We start from the raw sequence: 19855 nt of genomic DNA, 5'->3' as shown, positions 1-19855 counted from the left end.
GCATTGCCCGGGAGAACCGGGCATGACGGGGCGCGCATCATCGACACCGCACGGCGCCCGGCCGATCGGCGCCTTTTCCTCGCTGCTTACCGGGTCGACGCCCGGCAGGGAGAGCCGCGCGCGCTTCGCTCGGGGCGATAGCCCTCGATCGGGGCAACCGGTCTGGCGCAACAGCTATTATGTCGGGCAGATCGAGGAGCGCATCTGGCGGCCGATAAACGGCGGCACGAAGCGCGGCGGCAAACGGTGGACGGCGGCAATGCTCAAGGCGGCGCGCAGTTTCGAGCGCCGGACGCGCGCGGAACGGCAACAGGTCGAACCCGGCACGCGCAACGGAAAGCTCGGCGAAATAGGAATCGCGGTGCTCGAATATCTCTATCAGACCGTCGATTATTCGACCGGCAGACTGGAACCGGCGATCCGCACCATCGCCGAGGCGATCGGCCACTCCTATGCCGCCGTACACGCGGCCCTGAAACGTCTGCGCGAACACCGCTTTCTGAGCTGGACGCGCCGCAGCGAACCGATCGAGGATCCGCAGCCCGGAGGCCCACTCGTCCGCCAGGCAAGCAACGCCTATGCCCTGCTTTGCCCGCCGGCGATGAAGAACTGGCTTTCTCGCCTGCTCGGCAAGGCGCCCACGCCCGAATGTGAACGCGACCGCCGCGCTCGCGAAAACGCGGCCTTCGAGCTGATGCTGGCGGAGATGACGCAGGTCGAGCGCCATGACGTGACCTGGACCGGCGACGCCTTTCTCGGCGAAACGCTGCGGAGCCTCGCCGCCGCGGTCGACGCGCGCGAGAAGCAGGAGCGCGAATCTTCCGGAAACGATGAAACCGGGGGTCTATGAGATAGACCATGAAAGGAGTGCCTCCGGCACGCGCTTTTAGTCCCCCCGTCCCCGCCGCACCGAAGCGAACAGACCAAACGACAGCGCAAGGCGCACTGTCGGACGGGGCGGCTTACGCCGCCCCGTGGGCTCCCGAGGGGAGCAAGCGGAAATCGTGCCAATCCTCGCGAACGGTGTTTCAGGTTGCGCCGTCGAGCAGCATCGAGGCCCAGGCATCGAACAATCGCCGGCGACGCGCGATCTGCACAGAGCGGTTATACGCCGCCTCGACCTTGTTCGACGGCGCATGCGCCAGCGACAGATCGATCGCGTCTCGATCCTTCGGAAACCGCTCGTTGAGAATCGTCGAGAAACTGGCCCGCCAGCCATGCGGCACATGGCGGCCGCGATAGCCCGCCCGCGCATAAAGCGCCCCGATCGCGCCCTCCCCGATCCTGCCGCTGCGTCCGCGAAAGACGAGGCCTTTCCGATCGCCCGGCAAATCGTTGAGGATGGCGACCGCGGCGGGCGCGAGTGGAACGATATGGTCGAATTGGGAATCGGCCTTATTGGCGCGCCGCAGCTTCATACGCGCCGCGGGCACACGCCAGAGCGCATCCGCGCCGTCGAGCCCCTCGAATTCATCCCACCGGGCGCCGCGCAGCGCACCAAGGCGAACCGCCGTGAGCGCCAGGAACCGCGACGCGGCTTTGATGTCGAAGCTGCCGCCGGCGCGATCGCAGTCGACCAGCAGCGCGCGACATTGGTCAAGGTTGAGCAATGCCGGCTGCCGGCCTCGCGCTTCGGGCGCATGCATGGCGCGGCCGACGATCGCCGCCGGATCGGCCGAGGCTGCGCCTTCCGAGATCGCCAGCGCGAAGACCGCCGAAATCCGCTGCCGCAGGCGACGCGCCGTCTCCAGATGGCCGCGGGCTTCGACACGGCGTAGCACCTTGAGCACCGCCGGCGCGTCGATCGACGCGAGCGAGCGGCTGCCGATTTCGGGAAACACGTCGCGCTCGAGGCTGGTGATCACATCATCGGCATGCCGCTCGCTCCACCGCGGCAGCTGATGCGCATGCCATTCGCGCGCGGCCGCTTCGAACGTCCGCGCGGCCGCCGATCGGCGAGCCTGCACCATGGGGTTCGCCCCATGTTCGACCAGGCGCCGTGCCGCGTCGGCCAGATCGCGCGCTTGCTCGAGCGCGATATCCGGCCAGCTGCCGATCGTCATCAGCTTTTCGCGATCGTCGAATCGGTAGCGAAGCCGAAAGGATTTGAGACCGGTCGGCGCAACATAGAGATAGAGCCCGCGCTCGTCATAGATCTTGTAGGCACGCGAACGCGGCCGCGCGGCCTTTACCGCGGCGGTGGTGAGCATTGCTCATTTCCTTACTGCTGGATCTGGCGCTTCAGGCGCGTGCGGCGGACAATCCCTCCGCCGCTATGATCGCAAACGGGCAGAAAACCGCGGCCATGCGGCGCATCGATCTTGACCGATACCCCAGGCGATACCCCATCCGGCTTGCAATGTTGGATTTGCAGTGGTCGACCGATGTAAATGCCGAACGGAGCGAGCCCGATGCGCGAACCGCAGATATTCAGCGAGGAAGAACTGGCATTTCATATCGCGCTGGCGGTCAAGGCCGTGCCGCGCACCGTGCGCCAGGCGCTGCTTTCGAGACAGCTCGACGAACGCGAGGTCGCGGAGGACGCCTTCGGCGCGACGATCGCGCATAAACTGATGTCGGCGAACATGACGGTGCATCAGGCGCCACCGATCAACACCAACGCCTAGAATATTCCGAGAAACCGCGTCTTCCGCCGCGCCTCGGCCTCGGCCGCCGCCTGCAGCCGCTCGCACTCGGTCAGAAACCGGTCGGCGCCGCGTTTGTCGGCATTGGCCTTGTCGAGCTGGCCGGTCTGGCGGTCGCCAAACGCCACCCACTCACCCGAACTGTCATTCGACGGCGGCGTTGCTCCCGGCGTCTCCTCGAGAAGCCCGGTCGCGCGGAGCAGCTCCGGACAGGGCAACGCACCAAGCTGAATATTGGTACGCGGCCCGCAGGCACAGAGCGCGGCGGCCAGCATCGTCAACGTCGCCACCGATCGGCAACTCAGCGCCGTTGGCCTGATGGATCGCACGGTCATTCTCCTCGGTGATTGCATCGGACTCGGCATGTTCGGTCGAAACCTCGACGCGTGTATCCAGCGCGACGCCGGCAGCATCCGCGGTGCGCGCGGACACGCTCGCATCCACCTTCGCGCCGACCGCCGCCTGTTCGGCCGAGTACGGCCGGACGAACAGCCACCAGATCAGAAAACCGACGGCGAGCAATGCGGCGATCGCGGCGACCGCGCGCGGCACCAGGTCAGCGAGCTTCATCGGTAGCACCGTTCGAAATCAACATTGCCGATTCGTGCGTCGATCCAGCCCGGCATGAAGCTCTCGAACCGGCTGTTGCCCGAAGCGAGCGAAAGATAATGGCCCGCCTGTTGGGCGTCCATCAGCCGCCCGACCAGTCGACATGCGGTTGCCTTGCCTCGCACGCGCTCGAGCGCCGCATATGCCGCCAGGCTTGCCGGGCCGATACGGCCGTCCACGCGAATGTCGCGAAAATCGCGTTCCTGCCGGTTCAGGCTGTTCAGTGCGATTTGGAACCATCGCGACGGCATCGCGGGTCCGGCATTCACGCCGCTGTCGATCGCTTCCTCGGCGACGGGAACAGAAATCTCGAGCAGTCGATCGAAACCCGGCGCGGCGATATAGTCGTCGAAATAGATTTCCTGTGCGGTTTCCTTCGGCAGCGCCGCCATAGGTCCGTCATATCCGTGGTCGCGCGCGACCCGTTCGGTTATGCCGTGGTTCGTTGCTCCGCCCGGATCGTCGGGGTGATCGACATATCCTCCTTCAACGTGAAAGAGCGCCGCGATGATCGCCGCGGCGGCTGCTGTCACGATGGCGGCGCCGCCGGTGCGCCGGCGCGATCCATCGGTTGGCTCGGAATCAGACATCATCCTTTTCCTTCTGCTTGAGGATGCGGGCAACGAAAGCGAACCCGGCGAGCGCGAGAGCGATCCACCGGAACGTCTCGGGCAAAAGGCCGCGGCTTTCCGGCGGCAACAGGCTCCACGCGGAAAGCAATGGCTCCGCCGTCGAAAGCAGGAACGACAGACCGCTTGCCGCGCCCAGACGGATCGACCACCATCGCCATGCCTGACGCCAGTCGTCGACAAGGCACGCGCGAACGCGGCCCCAAAATGCTTGGAGCATAGGGTTCTCCTTCGATTCGAAAAATCAGCGACCGGCGTCGCGGCGCGCCCGTTCTTCCCGCGCAAGCTGCGCCAGAAAATCGACATTGGCGTCGATCGAGCCAAGCCGCAGAGTCATTTCATCGACCTTGCTTTCGACGGTCTCTATCCGCTGTTCATTGCGCTGAACGTTGCCGTAAAGAATGCCGAAGGTGAAGGCGAGCGTCAGGGCGGAGACGAGCAGCGACGCGATCACGCCCCATTCGACGCGCGTCACTTTGCCTTCTGTCATATTGCCGATGCCGCGCGCTTCGGTCACGCCAGCCGACCCGCTGCGGTCAGCTCGGTGTGGCTAAGGTGGATCAGGTCGACGATGTCATAATCGGCACCGTTATCGACCAGCGATTCGCGCCACATTCGCGCATGCCGGACAGTACCGACTGCCGCGCCCGAGAATCCGGCCAGGCCGCCAAGGACGTACCCGGGCGCTCCTGCGTTGACCGGCTGATTGACCGTGCCGTCAAACGCCGCCGGCGGCGCCGTGACGATGGCGCGATCTACCCCGAAATATCGCGTGATCTGCCCGCCGACGATCTTCGCGCCCACCGAAAGCAGGTGGAATTTCCCGTCGGTCAGAGCGAGCGTATTCGGGAACTCGACATTGCCCCCATCGGTGTATCCGCGAAACGATTGCAGAACTCCGCTGGCTGACGTCAAGAACTGGATCGACGTCTGCATTTCCGCGCCGAGCTGATACCCCCATCCGGCGATACTGATCGTCTTCGAATTGCCGTAGCTGTGCCCCGCATCGTGCTTGAACACGATCTGCATCAGCCACCCGGTTTCGTCCTCCGGGCACTTCCACGAGTCGGGAAACTGCACATAGCGGTTGAGCCCGTCGCTGCCGATCACCAGACCATCGTCGCTCAGCGACAAGCTGGTAGCGTTGGTGACGATCGCGTCTGCACCGCCGCAAATGTCCGCAAGCGTATCATTGAGCGCCAGCGCACCGTTCTCCCGATCGCCGCGCGTCAAAAAGCTCTTGAAGTCGAACGACCCAGCGACGCCCGAAATCTTCCGCGCGATCGGGTCGGGACTGAACGGCGCGCCGGAATAGGTCACGCCATCGCGGATCGTCGGATAAGCAGGGGTTCCGAAAGCCATCAGAAATATCCTTTTGCAAAGAGAAGCGCCGCACCCGCGTCCGCGAGCATCGGTTTGCCGGAAAGCGGATTGGCCGCGGCACCGATCGCCGGGCCGGGGTGAAGGCCGTCGCCGTCGATCGTCCAGTCGGGAACGATCACCTGGAATGCGGTCGACTGCGGCGCATAGGCCGCCGTCGCGCCGAAGGCTTCGGCAAGGCCCATCGTGTCGATCAGTCGATCATACAGGCCCGCGCGCAGACCGGCGTTGATCTGCGCCACCTGGCGCAGTCGCGTCTCGCTGCCCGCCGCATCGATGCCCGCGCTGCCGCCATCCGCCTCTGCCTTGTCGACAACTCCGTTTGCCACCCCGATGATGACCGACCGACCGCCGTCGAAAAAGCCGGCAAGCGCGCGCGCATCGTCCATCACCTGTGCGAAATCATAGGCGCCGCCATTCGTCGCGGCGCCGGTTTTGCCGACGTCGTTGCGCCCGCCGATAATCACGCCGACCGTCCGGCGCAGATAATGCAGCGGCGTGCCGCAAACGCCGGTCAGCGGCTCGATCACCGCCGGGTTCGGCACATCCCAGGTCGTGCCCGCATGCGCGGGCGTGAACGCATAGGTTGCGGCGCCGCCGGTGAAGGAAAGCCGACCGAGGATCGGTGTGCCGTCGGTCGAATAGGTCATCGCCGCGATCGTGCGGTTCGCGGCACCGTCGAGGATGTAGAGCCCGGTCACGGCGGTTGCGCCGCTGCCCGCCACCTGGTCGCCGGCGAACACGCCCGTAACCGGCTTCAGGGCAAGCCGCATCGCCAGTTGGCCGATGCGCTGCCCTCCGATCGCGTTCTTGTAGGCAAGCATCCCGGGCAGCCGCGCGGGCAGTTCGATGCCCAGCCCGCTGGCATCCTCGCCAAAGCTGTCGGCAATGATCGTGATCGCGGAAACCGGCCCGTCCTCCTGCCAGACTTCGGCCGCCTGCATGCGGCCGCGATCATCGAGAACAGGATTGAGCACGCCGGCCAGCTCGGCATCGAAACGCTGCCCGCGCCGTTCGGGCGCAGGATCCTGCATCCGCCCCGCGCTGTCGATCAACACCGGCTCGGGCAGGCCGAGCAGGTCGGCATCATATACCGCGCCCGGGCGATCGATCACACCGGGGCCGCGCCAGCGGCCACCCGATAGCTGCACCGGCTGCGGCATTTCGACCCGGTCGGGCCTGTAAATGGCGATGTCGACGCCTTCGGCTGTGGTTTCGCGCCCGGTAGCGCCGGACAGTTCGGCATCATACACCGCGCCGACCTGCTGGAATTTGCGGGTGTCGGATTCCGCGACGTCATCCGCGCCAACCACCTTGAACGCACCGCCGGGCACCAGCTTGCTGGGGACACGCGCCATTTATCCAATCTCCACGGGAACAGTGCCGGTCAGCTTTTCGGGGGAGCGCAGCACGATGTAATCGAGTGTCGCGCCGGCGGCGGTCGTGACGCTCACGGTCGTCTTGATCGGCTCTTCGTCGAAACCGAAAATCTTGTACGATGCCGGATCGCCCAGCGCGGCGGGATAGGCGAAAAAGATGTACTTGCCCGGATCGGCCCCGCCATCGACGCTCAGCGCCTTGACCCGCGCATTGCTCAGCTCGGATGAGGCCAGCCCCACCACGCCCGCGCTGTCCAGCGTCGCGCTGTCCGACGCGCCCCAATAGCGACGATTCAGAAAGGTGATGCTGGCCGCTGCGCTGTCGCCGTTGTCGGTTCCGGCAGGCGCATCGCCATCGGTCACCGCGAGCGTGTAGCTCTTGTCCGCCGTGACGCCGGTATCTCCGGTCGATCCGCTGCCCGTCGAAACCGCATCGCCGTTGAGCGTCTGCGCCGTCACAGGCCCGGTCACGGTATAGCTGATCGTTGGGTCCACCGACTGCCCGACTTCGGCCGTTGCCGGCGCCACCGAAAGCGCCGTGATCGCCGGGCCGACATAGAGCAGCTTGTCGAGCGCCGCTCCAACATTGGTTTCGCCATAGGGCAGAGACCCGGCGCCCGAGGCAAAAATGGCCTGCGTTCTGTCGCGATAGAATTTCGCGCCGCGCTCACCCGCCGAGGCGCCCGGAATATCCTCGTCGGTATCGGCATTGGCATATCTTCCGGCCAGCGTGGCTGCGTCCTCCGCCGCCTTCTTGGCGCCGAGCGTGGACGCCAGCATCGGCCCCAGTTCAGCGGCGCCGTCGATCTCGACAGTGATAGTCTCGTCGACGATCGTCACAGTCGACGCGGTTTCCGAGCCTGGCCCGGCAAGCGATCCGCCAATGACGAACGGGCCCTCGACATATCGCTGCGTGTCGCCCCCGCTCGGCGTGATGACGCAATACCATTTCCAGGCCAGGTCTTCACCGGCTTCTTTCGCAGCGGGCACGGACGCCATGTCCGATTCGGAAATCCGAAGCGTTACCGGCGTCGTCGTCACGCCGCCTTCGATTGTCGGCGTGCCCTTGGTAACGACACTGCCGTTGCCGTTCGGCGTGACTGTGATCGCACCGCCGAATTGCGGGTTGGCAGCGTCATTGTCCCAGTTCTGCAAAAAATAGAAAGCGATCATGTCCGCAGTGAGATCGCGGCCGACGAAAAAGAAGTTCCGGATGCACGTTTGCGTTCGTACCGCCCTGATGGGCTGTACGGCGGGATTGATCGCCATGTCTGAATTTTCCTAGAGGGCCGGGTCGGTTTTCCACGGCGGCGGGCCGCCGCCGCCGTCAATGGGATCGCCGCCGCTGGCGGGGGTGCTGACGGAGCCGACATAATGCCGGCCCGGATGGGCGCTGGTAGGGCCGGCATCCGCGATGTCGGTGACCGCCAGATAGGAGACCGACCCGCCCGCCCGCGCCGCGTCGTCGTAGCAGATGAAATATTGCGTCTCATAGGCAAGGCCCGATACGCTGCCGGCATCGACGTCGATCGGTCCGCGATCGAGATAGCTGCGCTGATGCGCGCTCACCGTGATGGTCGCGTCGGTCCCGGCATCGGTGGCCGACAGCGAGAGCCCGGTGGTCCAGCTGTCGACGATCAGTGCCTGCAGAACGTTCGCATCGGTGCCGGTGACTACCGGGCCAAGCACCAGGCGATCGCTCGTACCGGTTTCATAGACGTAGCGGACCGCGCCCATATAGCTGAGCCCGGCGCCGACACTGGTCAGGGTGAAGCTGGTGGTGGCGCCGCCCAGCTGCGCCGCCGGCACCCAGTTATCGGGATCGGAAGGCGGCTCGTCGCCTTGAAAATATTCGAAGATGATCGTTCTTGCGACACCGCCATCCACCGCTCCGAAGAATTTGAGCGCAGGAATGGCACTTCCGTCGCCGGCGATCCCGGTTCCCAGCAGCGACCATTCGCCCGGTTCCGGCGCCGTCGGATCGGGAAGCTCGGGCACTCCGGTGGTGGGCGCCGCGACACCCGTCTGTCCGAGGGCCCAGGGGTGTTTGCTGTCGGTTTCGGTGCGTACCGTCAGCGTCACGCCGCCCGTTGCCGGGTCGAGCTGCCGCCTGAGGACGACCACATTCTTTCCGGCAAGCCACCCCATCTCGGAATAGCCGCTGTCTATCGTCAAACAGTCCCCAGTCTTGAAGCCGAACCAGCGAAGCTTGAGCGGAATGACGATCGGACCTGCTTCGCGCGCGTTGGCGACCGCATATGCGGTCAGTTGGGCGGCCTGCGTCGGATCCTCGCCGGCCGTGCATTGGACCAGCGGGAGTGGAAGCTCCCGCGTGCGTGCCGCGCCGTCCTCGGCAAGATATGTCACGTTCCGGACAACGCTCGCCGGGACGACTTCCCAGAAATGATCTTCCGAGCGGTAGCGCGGGATCATCCCGTTCGGGCGCTCCCGCCGCGTTTGCGCGGTGCGGATCGAAACCTCGCCGATCACGTCGGCGCGCGTGATCGTCGCAATCGGAATGCGCGGCGTATTGACGATGCACGAGAGCAGCGCGCCGCTTCTGATCGGTTCGCCACCGCCCGCCTGACAGATTGCCTTGAGCACGTCCCATTTGCTGTCGGCTGTCGTCACCTGTCCGCCGAATTTCCACCCGTTCGCTTCGGCGACGTTGGCGGCGTCCATGAATGCCGGCATGTCGATCGAGGCCACCGGCATGCCGACACCGCCGACGCGGATGTTGTTCGCGCCCTGATGCCAGCCCAGCGCCCAGGTGACGGCGCCGTCCCACGGGTTCTCGCCCCATTCGCGCGTTGCTTCGTTGGCAACGCTGTGCCCGCCAGATCCGCCCGGCATGCTGGCATCGAGCCGCGGCTTGTAGAGTTTGACGCCCTTCAACAACCAGGCGAATTGCGGGATCTGCGTGAATGTATCGTCGCCCTTCCCGTCGAACAGGAAGGTGTCGATCGAGGCGGCATAGCCCGAGAGCTTGTGCGCGCTCGTCCATGCCGGCGGATATCCGATCTGGTTGACCAGCGCGGACGCCTCCGGGCAGGCGCCGAGCTGCCGGACTTCCCAGAAGCGATTGTGCAGCTTCCCCGTCGAGGCCGTCTGCCCCGAAAAGGTGACGGCCGCCTTGTCGGCATAGACCTTCTCGAAACTGTGGATCGGCCCGCAAGCCGACTGGATCGTGACACGCGTCTCGTATTTGTTCGCCTTGCCGTGACCCTTGCGGTAGCGGATTTCGCCGCCGACCAGCGTCCGTCCGAACGCGATCGGCGCGGGGGCATCAGGGTCGGCCGACCACTGCGTCTGCGCCCCGCCGATGCTCGCGCTCGGAGCGCTCGCGGTCAGCGCGGAAACGAAATTGAGGCCGAGCGCGATCGCCGACGCCGCCGTCGCGCTGATTCCCAGGCCCGCCGCCAGAAGCGATGTGCCGCCCGAGGGAATCGCCGCGGCGATCGCCACGACCGTCCCCGCGATCCTAAGCACCTTCCCCATTGCGTCACAGCCTCCAGGCGCGAAGCGGGTGCCGGACGCGGAGCACCGCGCATCCCTCGGCCTCTTCGTGCCAGCCCAGCGCGCTTTGATTGCCCAGATAGACCACCATCGCCCCGAACGGCGCTTCTCCCGGCATTTCGATCAGATCGCCGATCAGCGCCTCGGCGGGCAGAATGCGCGGCAAGCCCCACCCGTCGAGACAAGCGGCCATGCTGCCGCCATGCGCGTTCATGAAGCGGACCGCGCCGAGCCGGCTCTTCCAGGTTCCACCAGCCCCGATCCGCGGCCGCTTTCCCATCTGCCGGAGCTGGAAAATACCCATTTTCCCGCAATCGGCGGACCCCAGTGCATGCGGCCGTCCGAGGAAGCGATCCATCGTTCGCCGCGTCGCATCGCGGCGGTCGACCATCGTCTTCATTGTTCGAGGCCCCAATACACGTTTTCCGTCACGCCCGTGGCATGCGAATGACCGAGCTCGCCGGGCCAGACCTGTTCGTGGAAGCTTTGCGCCAGGCGAATACCCTCGTCGTTGAAGAACAGGCTTTCCATTCCTCCGACGCAGTCATATTCGACGCGCGGCTCGCGTCCGGCGATGTGCACCGGAACGTCGATCTCTGCGGACAGGAACCATTCGGGTTCGCCGATCACCAGTCCGGTGGCATCGTCGCGAGCCGCGATGCCGATCATCACCGGCGATCCCTGCACTGCCGGATCGGCCAGCGTCGCCGCCGCGCTGTCGCTCGCGGGAAGCAACTTCACCGTTATCCCCGGCGCTTCGTCGCCCGTACCGTCTTCGAATTCCTCGATCGAATCCCAGCTTCCGAGCACCGCGTCCTCGCCGGCATAGGTTTCGCCATCGATATCGATCTCCGCCGAACCGTCGAGCAAGCGCAACGTGGCGGCGGGCAGTGCGATGCGCAGCGCGCCGAATATCGTCGCGCGATCGCCGGCGAGCTCGGCGTCGAACGCCGGATGCAGTGCCGTCATGCACGTTCCTTCAGCGTGAAGTTGAGGCCCACCATCCGGATCAGTTCAAGCGTCCAGCTGAAATTGTCGCCCTGGAGCCAGCCTTCCAGGATCGGCTTCCCGAGATTGATCCCCTCGCCGCCGGCAAGCTGTGTGCGCAGCGGCGTGGTGAGCAGGATGTCGCCTTCTCCCGACCCGTCGAGGATCGTCTGAGCGGCGGCGAAATAGAGATAGGAGCGCCCGCCCTTGACGACATTGAGCGCCTGACCCTCCCGCACCGCGTAGCGCGGCGTCGCTCCCGTGACCGGCAACGTCGTTCCGCCGGCGGCAGAACCGTCCACGGTCGGATTTCCCGGCGCGCCGACATTGAGGTCGAGCTGCGGATATTCGACACGCGCGCCAAGCCGCCGTGCCGTCTGCAGGCGGGCGATCCATCGGCGTCCATCGGGCTCGATATGCTCATAGGGGATCGTCAAGGCGATGGCGAAGCCACCTCCGAGACGGTCGATCTTGAAGCTCGGCCCGCCATGTTCGGGCTCCTGCAGCGATCCGAAATCCTGCAGCGTGCCGGTCGCCTCGCGGCATTTGATCGCGGTCAGGTCGACCGGGTTGAACGCCGCCATTCAACGAATCGCCCGCTGCTGGCGCCGGGTCGCGCGCGATTCGGTCCGCACGACGGCGCCTTCGGCCGCCGCCTGGTCCATTGCCTGGATCTGGGCCCAGAATTCCGGCGTCAACAGATTGCCGCTGAAATAGTTGTTCGTCGTGTCGCCGCGCCGTCCGCCGGCGCCGTTCGGAATGATCGTGCCGGGCACGTCGGGTATGAACGGCTCGGGGCCGCCCTCGCCGACCATATACCAGCTCCCCGGCGTCACGCGGCCGCCGCCGCGACGGTGTCCGCCGAAGCCGGCAACCCCAAGCGACTCGCCGGCGCCGCCGAACATGCCGCCCAGCGCCCCGAACGCGCCGCCCCCGCCGCCACTGCCGCCGAGCAAGCCGCCAAGATATCCGAAAAGTCCGCCGCCGCCGCCGCCACCGCCGCCGAACAGCGCATTGGCGATCGGCTTGATGATCTGCTGCTGGATCGCGATCTGAAGGATGCCGTCGAGCACGGTGTTCACGAACGCGCCCGCCGCGCCCTTCAGCTTCAGGAACGACGTGATCGATTCGCGCAGCGCGTCATTCATTCGCTGCAGCCCCGACACCGCCGAATTCTCGATCGCCTCGCCGACTTCCGCCGCCGACATCTCCAGGCTGTCGAGATAGGCCTCCATCGGCGTCATGTTCTGACGATGGATCTGATCGGCCTTTACCGCGTAGCGCTGGTCGAGCGAGAGCTTGGCTTGTCGGGCGTTTTCCCAGGCGGCGGAGCTGGTCGCTTCCGTCGCCATGATCAGATCGAGCTGCGCCCCCTCCTGGCGCTTCTGCAGGCCGAGCAGCTGCAGTTCGAGCCGGCGGCGGTCCTTCGCGGTTTCGGCCAGATCGATCTGGGCGCGCAGCGCATCCTGTTGCGCGTCGTTCTGAGCGGCGAACAGCGCGTTGTTCTCGCGAGCCAGCGCGGCGTTGCGGTCCTGTTCGACGATCGTCCGCTGCATGAAGAGCTCGCGGTCCTTGGCCGCGAGCAGTTCGGCGCGCTGCGCATCGTTGAGCCCCTCATCGAGCGCGAGCGACCGGACATAGGCGGCGCGCTCGGCATCGAGCCGCGCACTGCGCGCGCGATATTCGGCATCGATGCCGCCCGTAAGGTCCGCCAGCGCCTCGAGTTCGCGGACGCGCAGGTCTTCGAGCTCGTCGAGATAGCGCGCCAGATCCTGCTCGGCATCGCGCGCCGGATCGCTACCGCCTCCGGCGGTGCTGGTCGTTGATGTATTCGGGACCGTGTAGTCGCGCTCCCCGGTCTCCGGCGGGCGGTTGTAAATCGCGAGAACCCTGTTTGCCGCCTCGATGTTCGCGAGCTCGACCTTCATCTGCTGCTGGAGGCCGCGAATTTGGGAATCGACGCCCGAATTTCGCGATGCCGCGCTTCTGGAAAGCCGTCGCTGATTGCTGTTGCTCTGGTCGAGGCGTTGCGCGCGGAGGCGGCGCACTTCTTCGCCATATGCGTAGAGCTTTCCCTCCGCCTCTCGCAGGGAGATAAGCTGATCGCGCTTCTTCTCCTCGATCAGCTTTTGCAGCGCTACGCGCGCCTTCCCGGTCGCCGTGGCGAGCTGGTTCATATGGTCGATCGCCTGATCCTGCGCCGCTTCGCCGTCGCGCTGCGCCTGTTCCAGCGCCCGGGTCGCGTCCGAAGTGCGCGTCAGCAGCGAAATCAGGATCGTCAGCACCGATATCGCGATGCCGACCGGCCCCAGGAACCGGAGCAGCCACGGAATGACGGCGGCGATCGCCCGGCCCAATACGGTCCACGACAGCGCCAGTCGGCCGAGCAGCACCACCAGCGTCCCGACCGGGTTCGCCAACAGGCTGATCGCGAGGAAGATCGGATTGAGCCGCGCCAGAAACAGCGGCAGGATCATCAGCACCAGCGGCGAAAGCGCCGCCAGCACCGGCCCCGTCGCCGCCGCGACGGCGGCCAGATTGAACGCCAGGTCCTTCACCCATTTCGGCAGCGCCTGCACCGACTTCAGCATGCCGTCGAAGACGCCGACCGCCTTTTCGGCGATGGGCAGCAATCGCTCGCCGATTTCCACCGACAGCTCGGCGAGCCGCTCGTTCACCTTGCGCACGCGGTTGGCGAAGCTGTCCTGCGTCCGGACGATGTCCCCGCTGGCGGCCGACAGCCCTTCGGTGATCAGCGCCGCCCGCGCCATGATCTTCCCGTATTCGTTGACCTTCTCGCCGCTCTTCACCAGCCCCATCTCGACGGCCTTGGCCTGCACCGCCGCTTCGCTCAGGAACACGCCGAAATCGCGCAGCGGCTGGGCCTCGCCGGTCAGCCCCGACCGGATTTTGCCGAACGCCGTATCGAAATCGGTGTTGAAGAAGCTCGCCGCGTCCTGCGCCAGCTCGGTGAACTGCTGCGACATCGCCGCCGCCGCCGCCCGCGTCGGCGCCGCCGCGTTGAACAATTGGCCGAACGCCATCGCCCCCTGCTGCATCGCCTGCGTCGATCGGCCGAGCGCGTCGCCGCTTTCCTCGGCCCAGCGCGTCATCACGCCCGAAAGCGCGCCGAACGTCTGTTCATAGGCGGACTGGAGTTCCTTCGCGTCGCTCGCCGCCTTGATCGAAAGCCCCGCCACCACGCCCAGCGGCGCGCTGATGCCGATCGTCATTCGCTTGCCCATATCGGCGAAGCCGCGCGCGACGCCTTCCACCGCGTCCTGCAGCCTGCCGAACACGCCGTTGATGTCGTTCGCCGCGCTCCGGATCGTCCCGGCGGCGTTCGTCATCGCGCCGCCCATCACATCGGCGGCCTTTTCGAAATCCTGCCCGGTCTTCTTCGCTTCGGCGCGCGCCGCCGCCATGCCCGATTTGTAGCCGCCGTCCTTCACGCCCAGCGAGACCACCAGCGATGCGAGCAATGCCTGCATCCCGTGTCTCCCGAAGCGAAAGGGCGCCCGGTTTCCCGGACGCCCTTATATTGTCACCATGCCGCCGTTGCGGCGCGTTTCAGTCGGCTCGTGCCGTGTCGAGCGTCACTCGCTCGCACAATATGCTGTCCAGCCGCTCGGCGAAAACCGCCATCATCGCGATGGTTTCCGCCAGCATCGGCGCGTCGGCATCCTCTTCCCGCGCATTCGCCCATGCCCGCGCGCAATATTGCATCGCCGTCAGCAACTGGTCGAGTTCGAGCTGCTGCATGTCGTCAAGCGCGACCGCGATCGGCGCCGCCGCGTTCATGCCGATCCCCGGCGCGGAAACACCAGCTCGCCCGTCGCGATCACGCCTTCCAGCGCATAGCCGACCGTACGCAGCACCGCCGCGACGCCCTGATCCGAAAGCTCGACGCTTTCCTGATGATGCGTCGCGTCGGCCATGTCGCCCAGCGTATCGAGCGCCAGCGCGATCTGGCGCAGCTTGTAGAGTTCGAATTCGGCGATGCTGAAATGCGTGTCGTTCGCGTGGTCGAATGCGCTATAGGCCGTGTCAGCTTGGGCCATGGGACTTGCCTCCCGTTGTTCGAGTTAGGGCCGTGATGGGTGCTCCAACACCCTCACGGCTCGCACTTTGTAATACACGTATTATTGCAATGCAAGAATGATTACGGCACAACCTGCAAATGGCAGGTAATCTAGATCAGCTCGTCCAGATCAGGTGCGACAAAGCCTTCATCGAAACGCTGGATGAATGGCGCCGTCTTCAGCCGGATTTGCCGTCGCGCGCCGAGGCGATCCGCCGCCTCGTGCGAAAGGGGCTGGACTCCGAGGCTGGGAAATAGCCAAGTTCCTCCCAAGCACAGGGGGAAGTGATGCGACGATTCGCTATTTGCGCTGTACTGGTGTTGCTCGCTGGTTGTTCGGCGAAAGACATACTTCGCAACGATCCCGTCATGCAGCTCACCAGCGAAAAAACGCCCGACGCGCTCGAACAGTGCATTGCGCTCAGCCTCAGTGCCTATGGCCACCCCACGGTCATCAACGGCCCCGATCGCCGCGACATCATGGTCGGTGGCTTTGCCGTCTCGATCCTCTACGGCGAACCCAACCGCATCGAGGTGCGCAAGATGCTGATGATGCACAAGCCCGCCCGCGACCATATCCGCGACTGCGTCTAGCGCTTTCGCGGCACGCGCGTGATCGTCACGTCGATGCCGTTGGCCTTCATCGCTTGATATTGCGAGATGCGTTCCGCCGGGCTTTGCGGCTTGGCCGGTTCGCGTTTGCGCAGATAGTCCTGCAGCGGTTTCAGCGGGTCCTGCCGCGCGAAATATTCGGTCCACCACGCACCGGACATCGCCAGTTCGCGGTCATATTTGGCGGCCGCCAGGCGTCCGCGCGTCGCCGCGCCGAACATCGCCTGCGTCCCCGACCAGAATTCGGTGGGGGAAAGGCCGAGCCAGCACCATTGCTCGACTAGGCCGTCCCAGTCGGTTTTCGCGCGCGGGTCGCGGGCTTCCGGCGCGGCTTGGGCTTTCCCGGGGCGGCCTTGTCGCCACCCTCCCCGCCGCCGTCCTGCGTCGCCGCGATCGCGCGGCCGAGCAACTCGCCGAACGCGCCCTGCCCGACATCGTCGATGATGGGGCTAATATCCAGCGGCCCCTCCAGCTCCGGGTGTTGCGGGTTCATTCCGAACCACGCGATCTCGCGGAGAGCGCTTTGCCGCAACTGGCGGGCGAGTTTGATCATCGCCAGGGGGTCGCTCAATGCCTCAGGCGACATATCCGCGCCCATCGCCTCGAGCGGCACCGCGTCGGCGACGATCGCGAAATAGCCCTTGTCGAAATGCTCCTCGAGCGCGCATTGCGCGGCATTACCGAGAAACAGCGTCCAGCGCTTGCCCAGCGCGTCGAATACGATTTCGCCCTTCATGGCTTACGACGCCGCCTGTTCGCTGCGCGAGCCGGTGAACTTGACGCTGATGGTCTGCCGCATCACGCCGCCGACCTCGAGCGGGCGGCCGCGCGACTTCACCCACAGATAGCCGTCGACCTGCCAGTCGGCATCGCCGGCTTCGTCGGGAATGATCTCGCGATAGGCGCGCACCAGGCGATCGGCTGCGGCCTGGCGCAGGATCGCCTCGGTCGGGCTGCCCGGCAGATAGTTGATCATCAGATCCCCGCTGCTCGGCGTCGAAAGCCCGGCCTTGGTCTCGCGGCGCCGCTCGGGCGACTTGAAATGCGTGACGTCGACTTCTTCGGCTTCGTCCGAATCGGTCGGGATGCCGGTCACTTCGCCCAGTTCGGTGAGCGTGCCGCCGGGCGTATCCTCGAGCCAGAACTCGTTGCCCCAGGCGATACGGGCTTCGCTGTTGCCGTTCGCGTCCATGTGATGCTGCTCCTTTGGAGGTTAGCCGTTGTGAATGAGGATGAGGTCGAGGATTTGGCCGAAGGCGTCCTCGGTCGGCCCGGGCTCGAAGCCGGTGCGGACCTGCACGTCCTGCGCGCGCTGGAATTTCACGCCGTCGGCGATCGCCGGCGGCACCAATATTTCGATCGCCAGGTCGCGCAGCCGCACCGCGCTCGCCGGATCGGCCGCGCGCACCGTCACCTGCACGCGCGTGGGCCGGACCCGTTCGAACCCCTTGAAATGCTGCGGCCGCGCATCGCTGACGATATCGAGCGTGATGTCGGGCAGCGGATTGCCCTGCGCGCGGACCTGCCAGTTGACGCGCCCGCCGATCGCGGCCGTCATGTCCGCATCCGCCAGAAACCGGGCGGATACGGCGGTTTCGAAGCTCACGGCTAGACGGTCTTCAGAACGCGCACGAGCGTTGCGCCAAGCTCGGAAGCGACCACGCCGATCGCTTCCTTGCCCTTGTTGTCCACCGCCGGCCTGACGAACGGATGCGGGCCGCCTTTGCCGAGCCCCATCTCAACCATATAGCCGTACCAGCCCTTGTGCAGCGTCGGGCCGATATAGATCGTCATCCCGTCGACCTCGAACGCGCCATGCTTCCATTCGGGGCTGTTGGTCGGTTCCATATCGGCGACGATGCTGTCGCGGAGCTGCCCGGTTCTTTTCGGAACCAGACGCTTTTCCTCGTCGACGATGACCTGCGCGCCCGCTTTCAGCGCCCTGGCGACCGTCATCGGAAACAGCGTCTGTCCCACGACGTCCAGGGCCCGGTCCAGCTCGGCGAAGCCGTGAACGCGCACCGTGTCATTCGCCATATCAGCCCTCGCCGATGATCTCGACGCGATAACCGACGCCGGTTCCGGCGCCCGAATTGGCGAGCAGCAGGATATCGCCGGTATCGGCGGTCACCGCCCAGCCCGCCGCGCCCGGATTGCGCAGCTCGAGCATGCCGCCCGGCGGGATCGCGATCTTGTCGCTCGAGTCCGCGAACGGCCCGGTCCAGGGATTCGAAACCGCGCCGCCGACGACCAGATTATTAGTGTTGCCGGCATCGGCGCGAATGCGGAGCGCCTTCACCGCGGTGAAGGTCACCGTATTGCCGAACCCGTCCTCGACACCGCCCGCCAGGTCGAGATTGAGCGTTCCCGACGCGGCGATCGTGCCGACCTTCGCGATTTCGGTATTCGCCTGCCCGGCGCCGGTGCCCTCCGAAAGCCGCAGCGTCGCGGTCTCGTCATAGGCATGCGCCGACGTGCCCTGGTCGGGACTGCCGGTCTCTTTTACACGCCAGCTGCTCTTTAGCGTCGCCTTAAGCGTCATTCTCGTCTCCTCAATTTTCCGAAATCAGATCGGCGCGGCCCGAAACCGCGATTTCGATGCCCTCGCGCCGCCCGATCTCGACCGCGCGCACGATGCCGTAGAGATGCCCGTCCTCGGTCGCCGGAAACCGCACGCGATCGCGCGGATTGATCCCCGGCGGTTCGCCCGTCCGGTTCGGATCGAGCGCCGCGTCCCAGCGGATGCGAAACACCGCGTCGACCTCCGCCTGCTTCGCCGCATCCTCGAACGGTTCCGAACCGGAGCCCGGCAGATATTCCGCCCACCGCGCCGCCAGCACCACGGGCGCGCCGGGCGTCTGCCGATACCCGTCATGCACAGGCGCCCCGTCCCGCTCGATGCGAATACGCCGATCGAGCTTGCCGGAGCGGATCCTCGTTCGGCTCACACGCGCCTCGAACGCTCGTCCTCGAGCAGCGCCGCGGCGCCATCGGGTAAGGATCGCGCCGATCCGAATACCGCCTCCTCGCGGTTTTCGTACCAGCTTCCGAGCATCAGCCGCGCCGCGTGCTTCAGATCGTCCGGAATCGCTGCGTCGTCCTCGTCCACGAAGCCGACGTCGGCGGTGACAGTCACGACCGCCGGCGCGCACCAGGTTGCCGGCCAGCACTTCCCGAACGCAGGCGCGATCCGCGTGTACCCGTTGCGGACGAACACGCGGAAGTCGGCGAAAGACGAGGTCTCTCCCGAGCTGTCGATATAGGCGATCGCGATGCTGTCCGGATCGACAGGCCGAAGCGGGAGCCGCAGCTCCTTTTCGAACCCATCGAACACGAACGCTTCGTCGATGCGTTGCGGGCAGACGAACCCCGTCTTTTTCTCGATGCGCTTCCCGGCGGTCGCTATCAGATCGGCGAGATAGACGTCCTGGCTCGTATCGTCCGCTTCCAGTCGCAACTGGAATTTGGCGTTGTCGAGGCTGATGAAACCGGACATGCAGGGCGCTCCGTCAGGTACGCCGACGCACGACGGCGCCGACGCTCACCCGTCAGGCCTGATCGACCTCAGGCTGATTATAACCGCGTCCCTTGAGTACGACCGCCGCGATCGGCGTTCCGCTGCCGTGCGTGCCGCTGAAATCGGCGAGGAGCTTGAGATAGCGCTTCCCGCCGACATAGCCGAAGCGATAGACATCCGCAGCTGCATGCGCCGATGTCAGGGCCTTGATGATGCCCCCCTCGCCGACCGTCTCGAGGCCGAGCATGTCTTCGGCGTCGACCGCGGTATAGGTCGTGTCGTCGTCGCTGTGCGTCAGCACGAATTCGATTTTATTCGTGCCGCTGAACGTGATGCCGCCGATGCCGATCGCCAGCAGGATTTCGGCTGCGTTATAGCCCTGCAGGTCGATCGCCGCGGGCGTGTTGTCGGCCGAGAGCGCCGCCGCGCCGATCGCCGAGACGGCAAGCATGCCGGAATGCATGTCCCTCATCGTGAATTCCTCGATATGAAGATGGTGG

General features: G+C 65.7%; 29 protein-coding genes. 4 read left to right on the top strand and 25 right to left on the bottom strand.

Translation table 11 applies throughout. The features are described from left to right. Nucleotides 1-22: 22 nt before the first annotated feature. Entirely contained in the window at nucleotides 23-850 is an 828-nt protein-coding gene (locus G5C33_RS10310; RefSeq protein WP_165327134.1) for a LexA family transcriptional regulator, read from the top strand. Between the two features lie 178 nt (nucleotides 851-1028). Here the strand turns inward: G5C33_RS10310 and G5C33_RS10305 are convergent, their stop codons facing one another. Continuing rightward, complete coding sequence (locus G5C33_RS10305) at nucleotides 1029-2210, bottom strand: tyrosine-type recombinase/integrase (protein ID WP_165327133.1); 1182 nt, start codon at nucleotides 2208-2210, stop codon at nucleotides 1029-1031. A gap of 180 nt (nucleotides 2211-2390) precedes the next feature. Here G5C33_RS10305 and G5C33_RS10300 point away from each other — a divergent pair, with 180 nt between their 5' ends. Then, nucleotides 2391-2627 carry a hypothetical protein gene (locus G5C33_RS10300; RefSeq protein ID WP_165327132.1) on the top strand — a complete coding sequence of 79 codons (237 nt, stop codon included), beginning with the start codon at nucleotides 2391-2393 and terminating at the stop codon, nucleotides 2625-2627. On the opposite strand, the gene G5C33_RS10295 is transcribed toward G5C33_RS10300, so the two are convergent. The 15 genes from G5C33_RS10295 to G5C33_RS10225 all read right to left on the bottom strand — a co-directional run bounded on the left by G5C33_RS10295 (nucleotide 2624) and on the right by G5C33_RS10225 (nucleotide 15206). Next, nucleotides 2624-2773 (bottom strand): hypothetical protein, encoded by a 150-nt coding sequence (locus tag G5C33_RS10295; RefSeq protein WP_165327131.1) that lies wholly within the window; start codon nucleotides 2771-2773, stop codon nucleotides 2624-2626. The two genes, G5C33_RS10300 and G5C33_RS10295, sit on opposite strands and share 4 nt — an antisense overlap. 16 nt (nucleotides 2774-2789) lie before the next feature. After that, entirely contained in the window at nucleotides 2790-3215 is a 426-nt protein-coding gene (locus G5C33_RS10290; protein WP_165327130.1) for a hypothetical protein, read from the bottom strand. Then, entirely contained in the window at nucleotides 3212-3847 is a 636-nt protein-coding gene (locus G5C33_RS10285) for a glycoside hydrolase family 108 protein (RefSeq protein ID WP_206518542.1), read from the bottom strand. Before G5C33_RS10285 ends, G5C33_RS10290 begins: the two co-directional genes overlap by 4 nt. After that, complete coding sequence (locus tag G5C33_RS10280) at nucleotides 3837-4103, bottom strand: DUF7940 domain-containing protein (protein WP_165327128.1); 267 nt, start codon at nucleotides 4101-4103, stop codon at nucleotides 3837-3839. The genes G5C33_RS10285 and G5C33_RS10280 overlap by 11 nt, the downstream gene beginning before the upstream one ends. Nucleotides 4104-4127: 24 nt before the next feature. After that, nucleotides 4128-4400, bottom strand: coding sequence for a hypothetical protein (locus G5C33_RS10275; protein ID WP_165327127.1), 273 nt, complete (start codon nucleotides 4398-4400; stop codon nucleotides 4128-4130). Continuing rightward, nucleotides 4397-5245, bottom strand: a complete 849-nt coding sequence (locus G5C33_RS10270) for a hypothetical protein (RefSeq protein WP_165327126.1) — start codon at nucleotides 5243-5245, stop codon at nucleotides 4397-4399. Before G5C33_RS10270 ends, G5C33_RS10275 begins: the two co-directional genes overlap by 4 nt. Further along, entirely contained in the window at nucleotides 5245-6621 is a 1377-nt protein-coding gene (locus G5C33_RS10265; RefSeq protein ID WP_165327125.1) for a hypothetical protein, read from the bottom strand. The genes G5C33_RS10270 and G5C33_RS10265 overlap by 1 nt, the downstream gene beginning before the upstream one ends. After that, a complete protein-coding gene (locus tag G5C33_RS10260) occupies nucleotides 6622-7815 on the bottom strand; it encodes a hypothetical protein (RefSeq protein ID WP_165327124.1) in 1194 nt (397 codons plus the stop codon). It abuts the gene before it with no gap. Nucleotides 7816-7923: 108 nt separating this feature from the next. Then, the gene (locus G5C33_RS10255; RefSeq protein WP_165327123.1) at nucleotides 7924-10140 is read right to left on the bottom strand and encodes a phage tail protein; all 2217 of its coding nucleotides are present in this window, start codon (nucleotides 10138-10140) and stop codon (nucleotides 7924-7926) included. A 4-nt stretch (nucleotides 10141-10144) separates the two neighbouring features. Then, nucleotides 10145-10549: a DUF6950 family protein gene (locus tag G5C33_RS10250; protein WP_407698081.1), complete on the bottom strand. Its 405-nt coding sequence runs from the start codon at nucleotides 10547-10549 to the stop codon at nucleotides 10145-10147. 5 nt (nucleotides 10550-10554) lie between these two features. Continuing rightward, nucleotides 10555-11127 (bottom strand): hypothetical protein, encoded by a 573-nt coding sequence (locus tag G5C33_RS10245; RefSeq protein ID WP_165327121.1) that lies wholly within the window; start codon nucleotides 11125-11127, stop codon nucleotides 10555-10557. Continuing rightward, nucleotides 11124-11729, bottom strand: a complete 606-nt coding sequence (locus tag G5C33_RS10240) for a hypothetical protein (RefSeq protein WP_165327120.1) — start codon at nucleotides 11727-11729, stop codon at nucleotides 11124-11126. Before G5C33_RS10240 ends, G5C33_RS10245 begins: the two co-directional genes overlap by 4 nt. Beyond that, entirely contained in the window at nucleotides 11730-14636 is a 2907-nt protein-coding gene (locus tag G5C33_RS10235) for a hypothetical protein (RefSeq protein ID WP_165327119.1), read from the bottom strand. Between the two features lie 79 nt (nucleotides 14637-14715). Next, nucleotides 14716-14946, bottom strand: a complete 231-nt coding sequence (locus G5C33_RS10230; protein WP_165327118.1) for a hypothetical protein — start codon at nucleotides 14944-14946, stop codon at nucleotides 14716-14718. Continuing rightward, nucleotides 14943-15206 (bottom strand): hypothetical protein, encoded by a 264-nt coding sequence (locus G5C33_RS10225; RefSeq protein WP_165327117.1) that lies wholly within the window; start codon nucleotides 15204-15206, stop codon nucleotides 14943-14945. The genes G5C33_RS10230 and G5C33_RS10225 overlap by 4 nt, the downstream gene beginning before the upstream one ends. A 119-nt stretch (nucleotides 15207-15325) precedes the next feature. Here G5C33_RS10225 and G5C33_RS10220 point away from each other — a divergent pair, with 119 nt between their 5' ends. After that, nucleotides 15326-15484, top strand: a complete 159-nt coding sequence (locus tag G5C33_RS10220) for a ribbon-helix-helix protein, CopG family (protein WP_165327116.1) — start codon at nucleotides 15326-15328, stop codon at nucleotides 15482-15484. Between the two features lie 111 nt (nucleotides 15485-15595). Continuing rightward, entirely contained in the window at nucleotides 15596-15820 is a 225-nt protein-coding gene (locus G5C33_RS10215; RefSeq protein WP_165327115.1) for a hypothetical protein, read from the top strand. On the opposite strand, the gene G5C33_RS10210 is transcribed toward G5C33_RS10215, so the two are convergent. The 9 genes from G5C33_RS10210 to G5C33_RS10170 are packed head-to-tail and all read right to left on the bottom strand — an operon-like array spanning nucleotide 15817 to nucleotide 19827. Continuing rightward, nucleotides 15817-16059 (bottom strand): hypothetical protein, encoded by a 243-nt coding sequence (locus G5C33_RS10210; protein WP_165327114.1) that lies wholly within the window; start codon nucleotides 16057-16059, stop codon nucleotides 15817-15819. The genes G5C33_RS10215 and G5C33_RS10210 overlap by 4 nt on opposite strands. Nucleotides 16060-16118: 59 nt before the next feature. Beyond that, nucleotides 16119-16574, bottom strand: a complete 456-nt coding sequence (locus G5C33_RS10205; RefSeq protein ID WP_165327113.1) for a hypothetical protein — start codon at nucleotides 16572-16574, stop codon at nucleotides 16119-16121. A gap of 3 nt (nucleotides 16575-16577) precedes the next feature. Next, complete coding sequence (locus G5C33_RS10200) at nucleotides 16578-17030, bottom strand: phage tail tube protein (protein ID WP_165327112.1); 453 nt, start codon at nucleotides 17028-17030, stop codon at nucleotides 16578-16580. A gap of 21 nt (nucleotides 17031-17051) precedes the next feature. Continuing rightward, nucleotides 17052-17444, bottom strand: a complete 393-nt coding sequence (locus tag G5C33_RS10195) for a hypothetical protein (RefSeq protein WP_165327111.1) — start codon at nucleotides 17442-17444, stop codon at nucleotides 17052-17054. 2 nt (nucleotides 17445-17446) lie between these two features. Then, nucleotides 17447-17875 carry an HK97-gp10 family putative phage morphogenesis protein gene (locus G5C33_RS10190; protein WP_165327110.1) on the bottom strand — a complete coding sequence of 143 codons (429 nt, stop codon included), beginning with the start codon at nucleotides 17873-17875 and terminating at the stop codon, nucleotides 17447-17449. 1 nt (nucleotide 17876) lies between these two features. Continuing rightward, nucleotides 17877-18380 carry a hypothetical protein gene (locus G5C33_RS10185; RefSeq protein ID WP_165327109.1) on the bottom strand — a complete coding sequence of 168 codons (504 nt, stop codon included), beginning with the start codon at nucleotides 18378-18380 and terminating at the stop codon, nucleotides 17877-17879. Nucleotides 18381-18390: 10 nt separating this feature from the next. Beyond that, complete coding sequence (locus G5C33_RS10180; RefSeq protein WP_165327108.1) at nucleotides 18391-18786, bottom strand: head-tail adaptor protein; 396 nt, start codon at nucleotides 18784-18786, stop codon at nucleotides 18391-18393. Further along, entirely contained in the window at nucleotides 18783-19334 is a 552-nt protein-coding gene (locus tag G5C33_RS10175; RefSeq protein WP_165327107.1) for a head-tail connector protein, read from the bottom strand. Before G5C33_RS10175 ends, G5C33_RS10180 begins: the two co-directional genes overlap by 4 nt. A 52-nt stretch (nucleotides 19335-19386) precedes the next feature. After that, the gene (locus G5C33_RS10170) at nucleotides 19387-19827 is read right to left on the bottom strand and encodes an NAD(P)(+) transhydrogenase (Re/Si-specific) subunit beta (protein WP_165327106.1); all 441 of its coding nucleotides are present in this window, start codon (nucleotides 19825-19827) and stop codon (nucleotides 19387-19389) included. Nucleotides 19828-19855 lie beyond the last annotated feature (28 nt).

The sequence above is a fragment of the Sphingosinithalassobacter tenebrarum genome, from assembly GCF_011057975.1.
Classification (GTDB): domain Bacteria; phylum Pseudomonadota; class Alphaproteobacteria; order Sphingomonadales; family Sphingomonadaceae; genus Sphingomonas; species Sphingomonas tenebrarum.
Note: the sequence above shows the minus strand (reverse complement) of the source record. Positions and strands in the feature narration are given on the sequence as shown.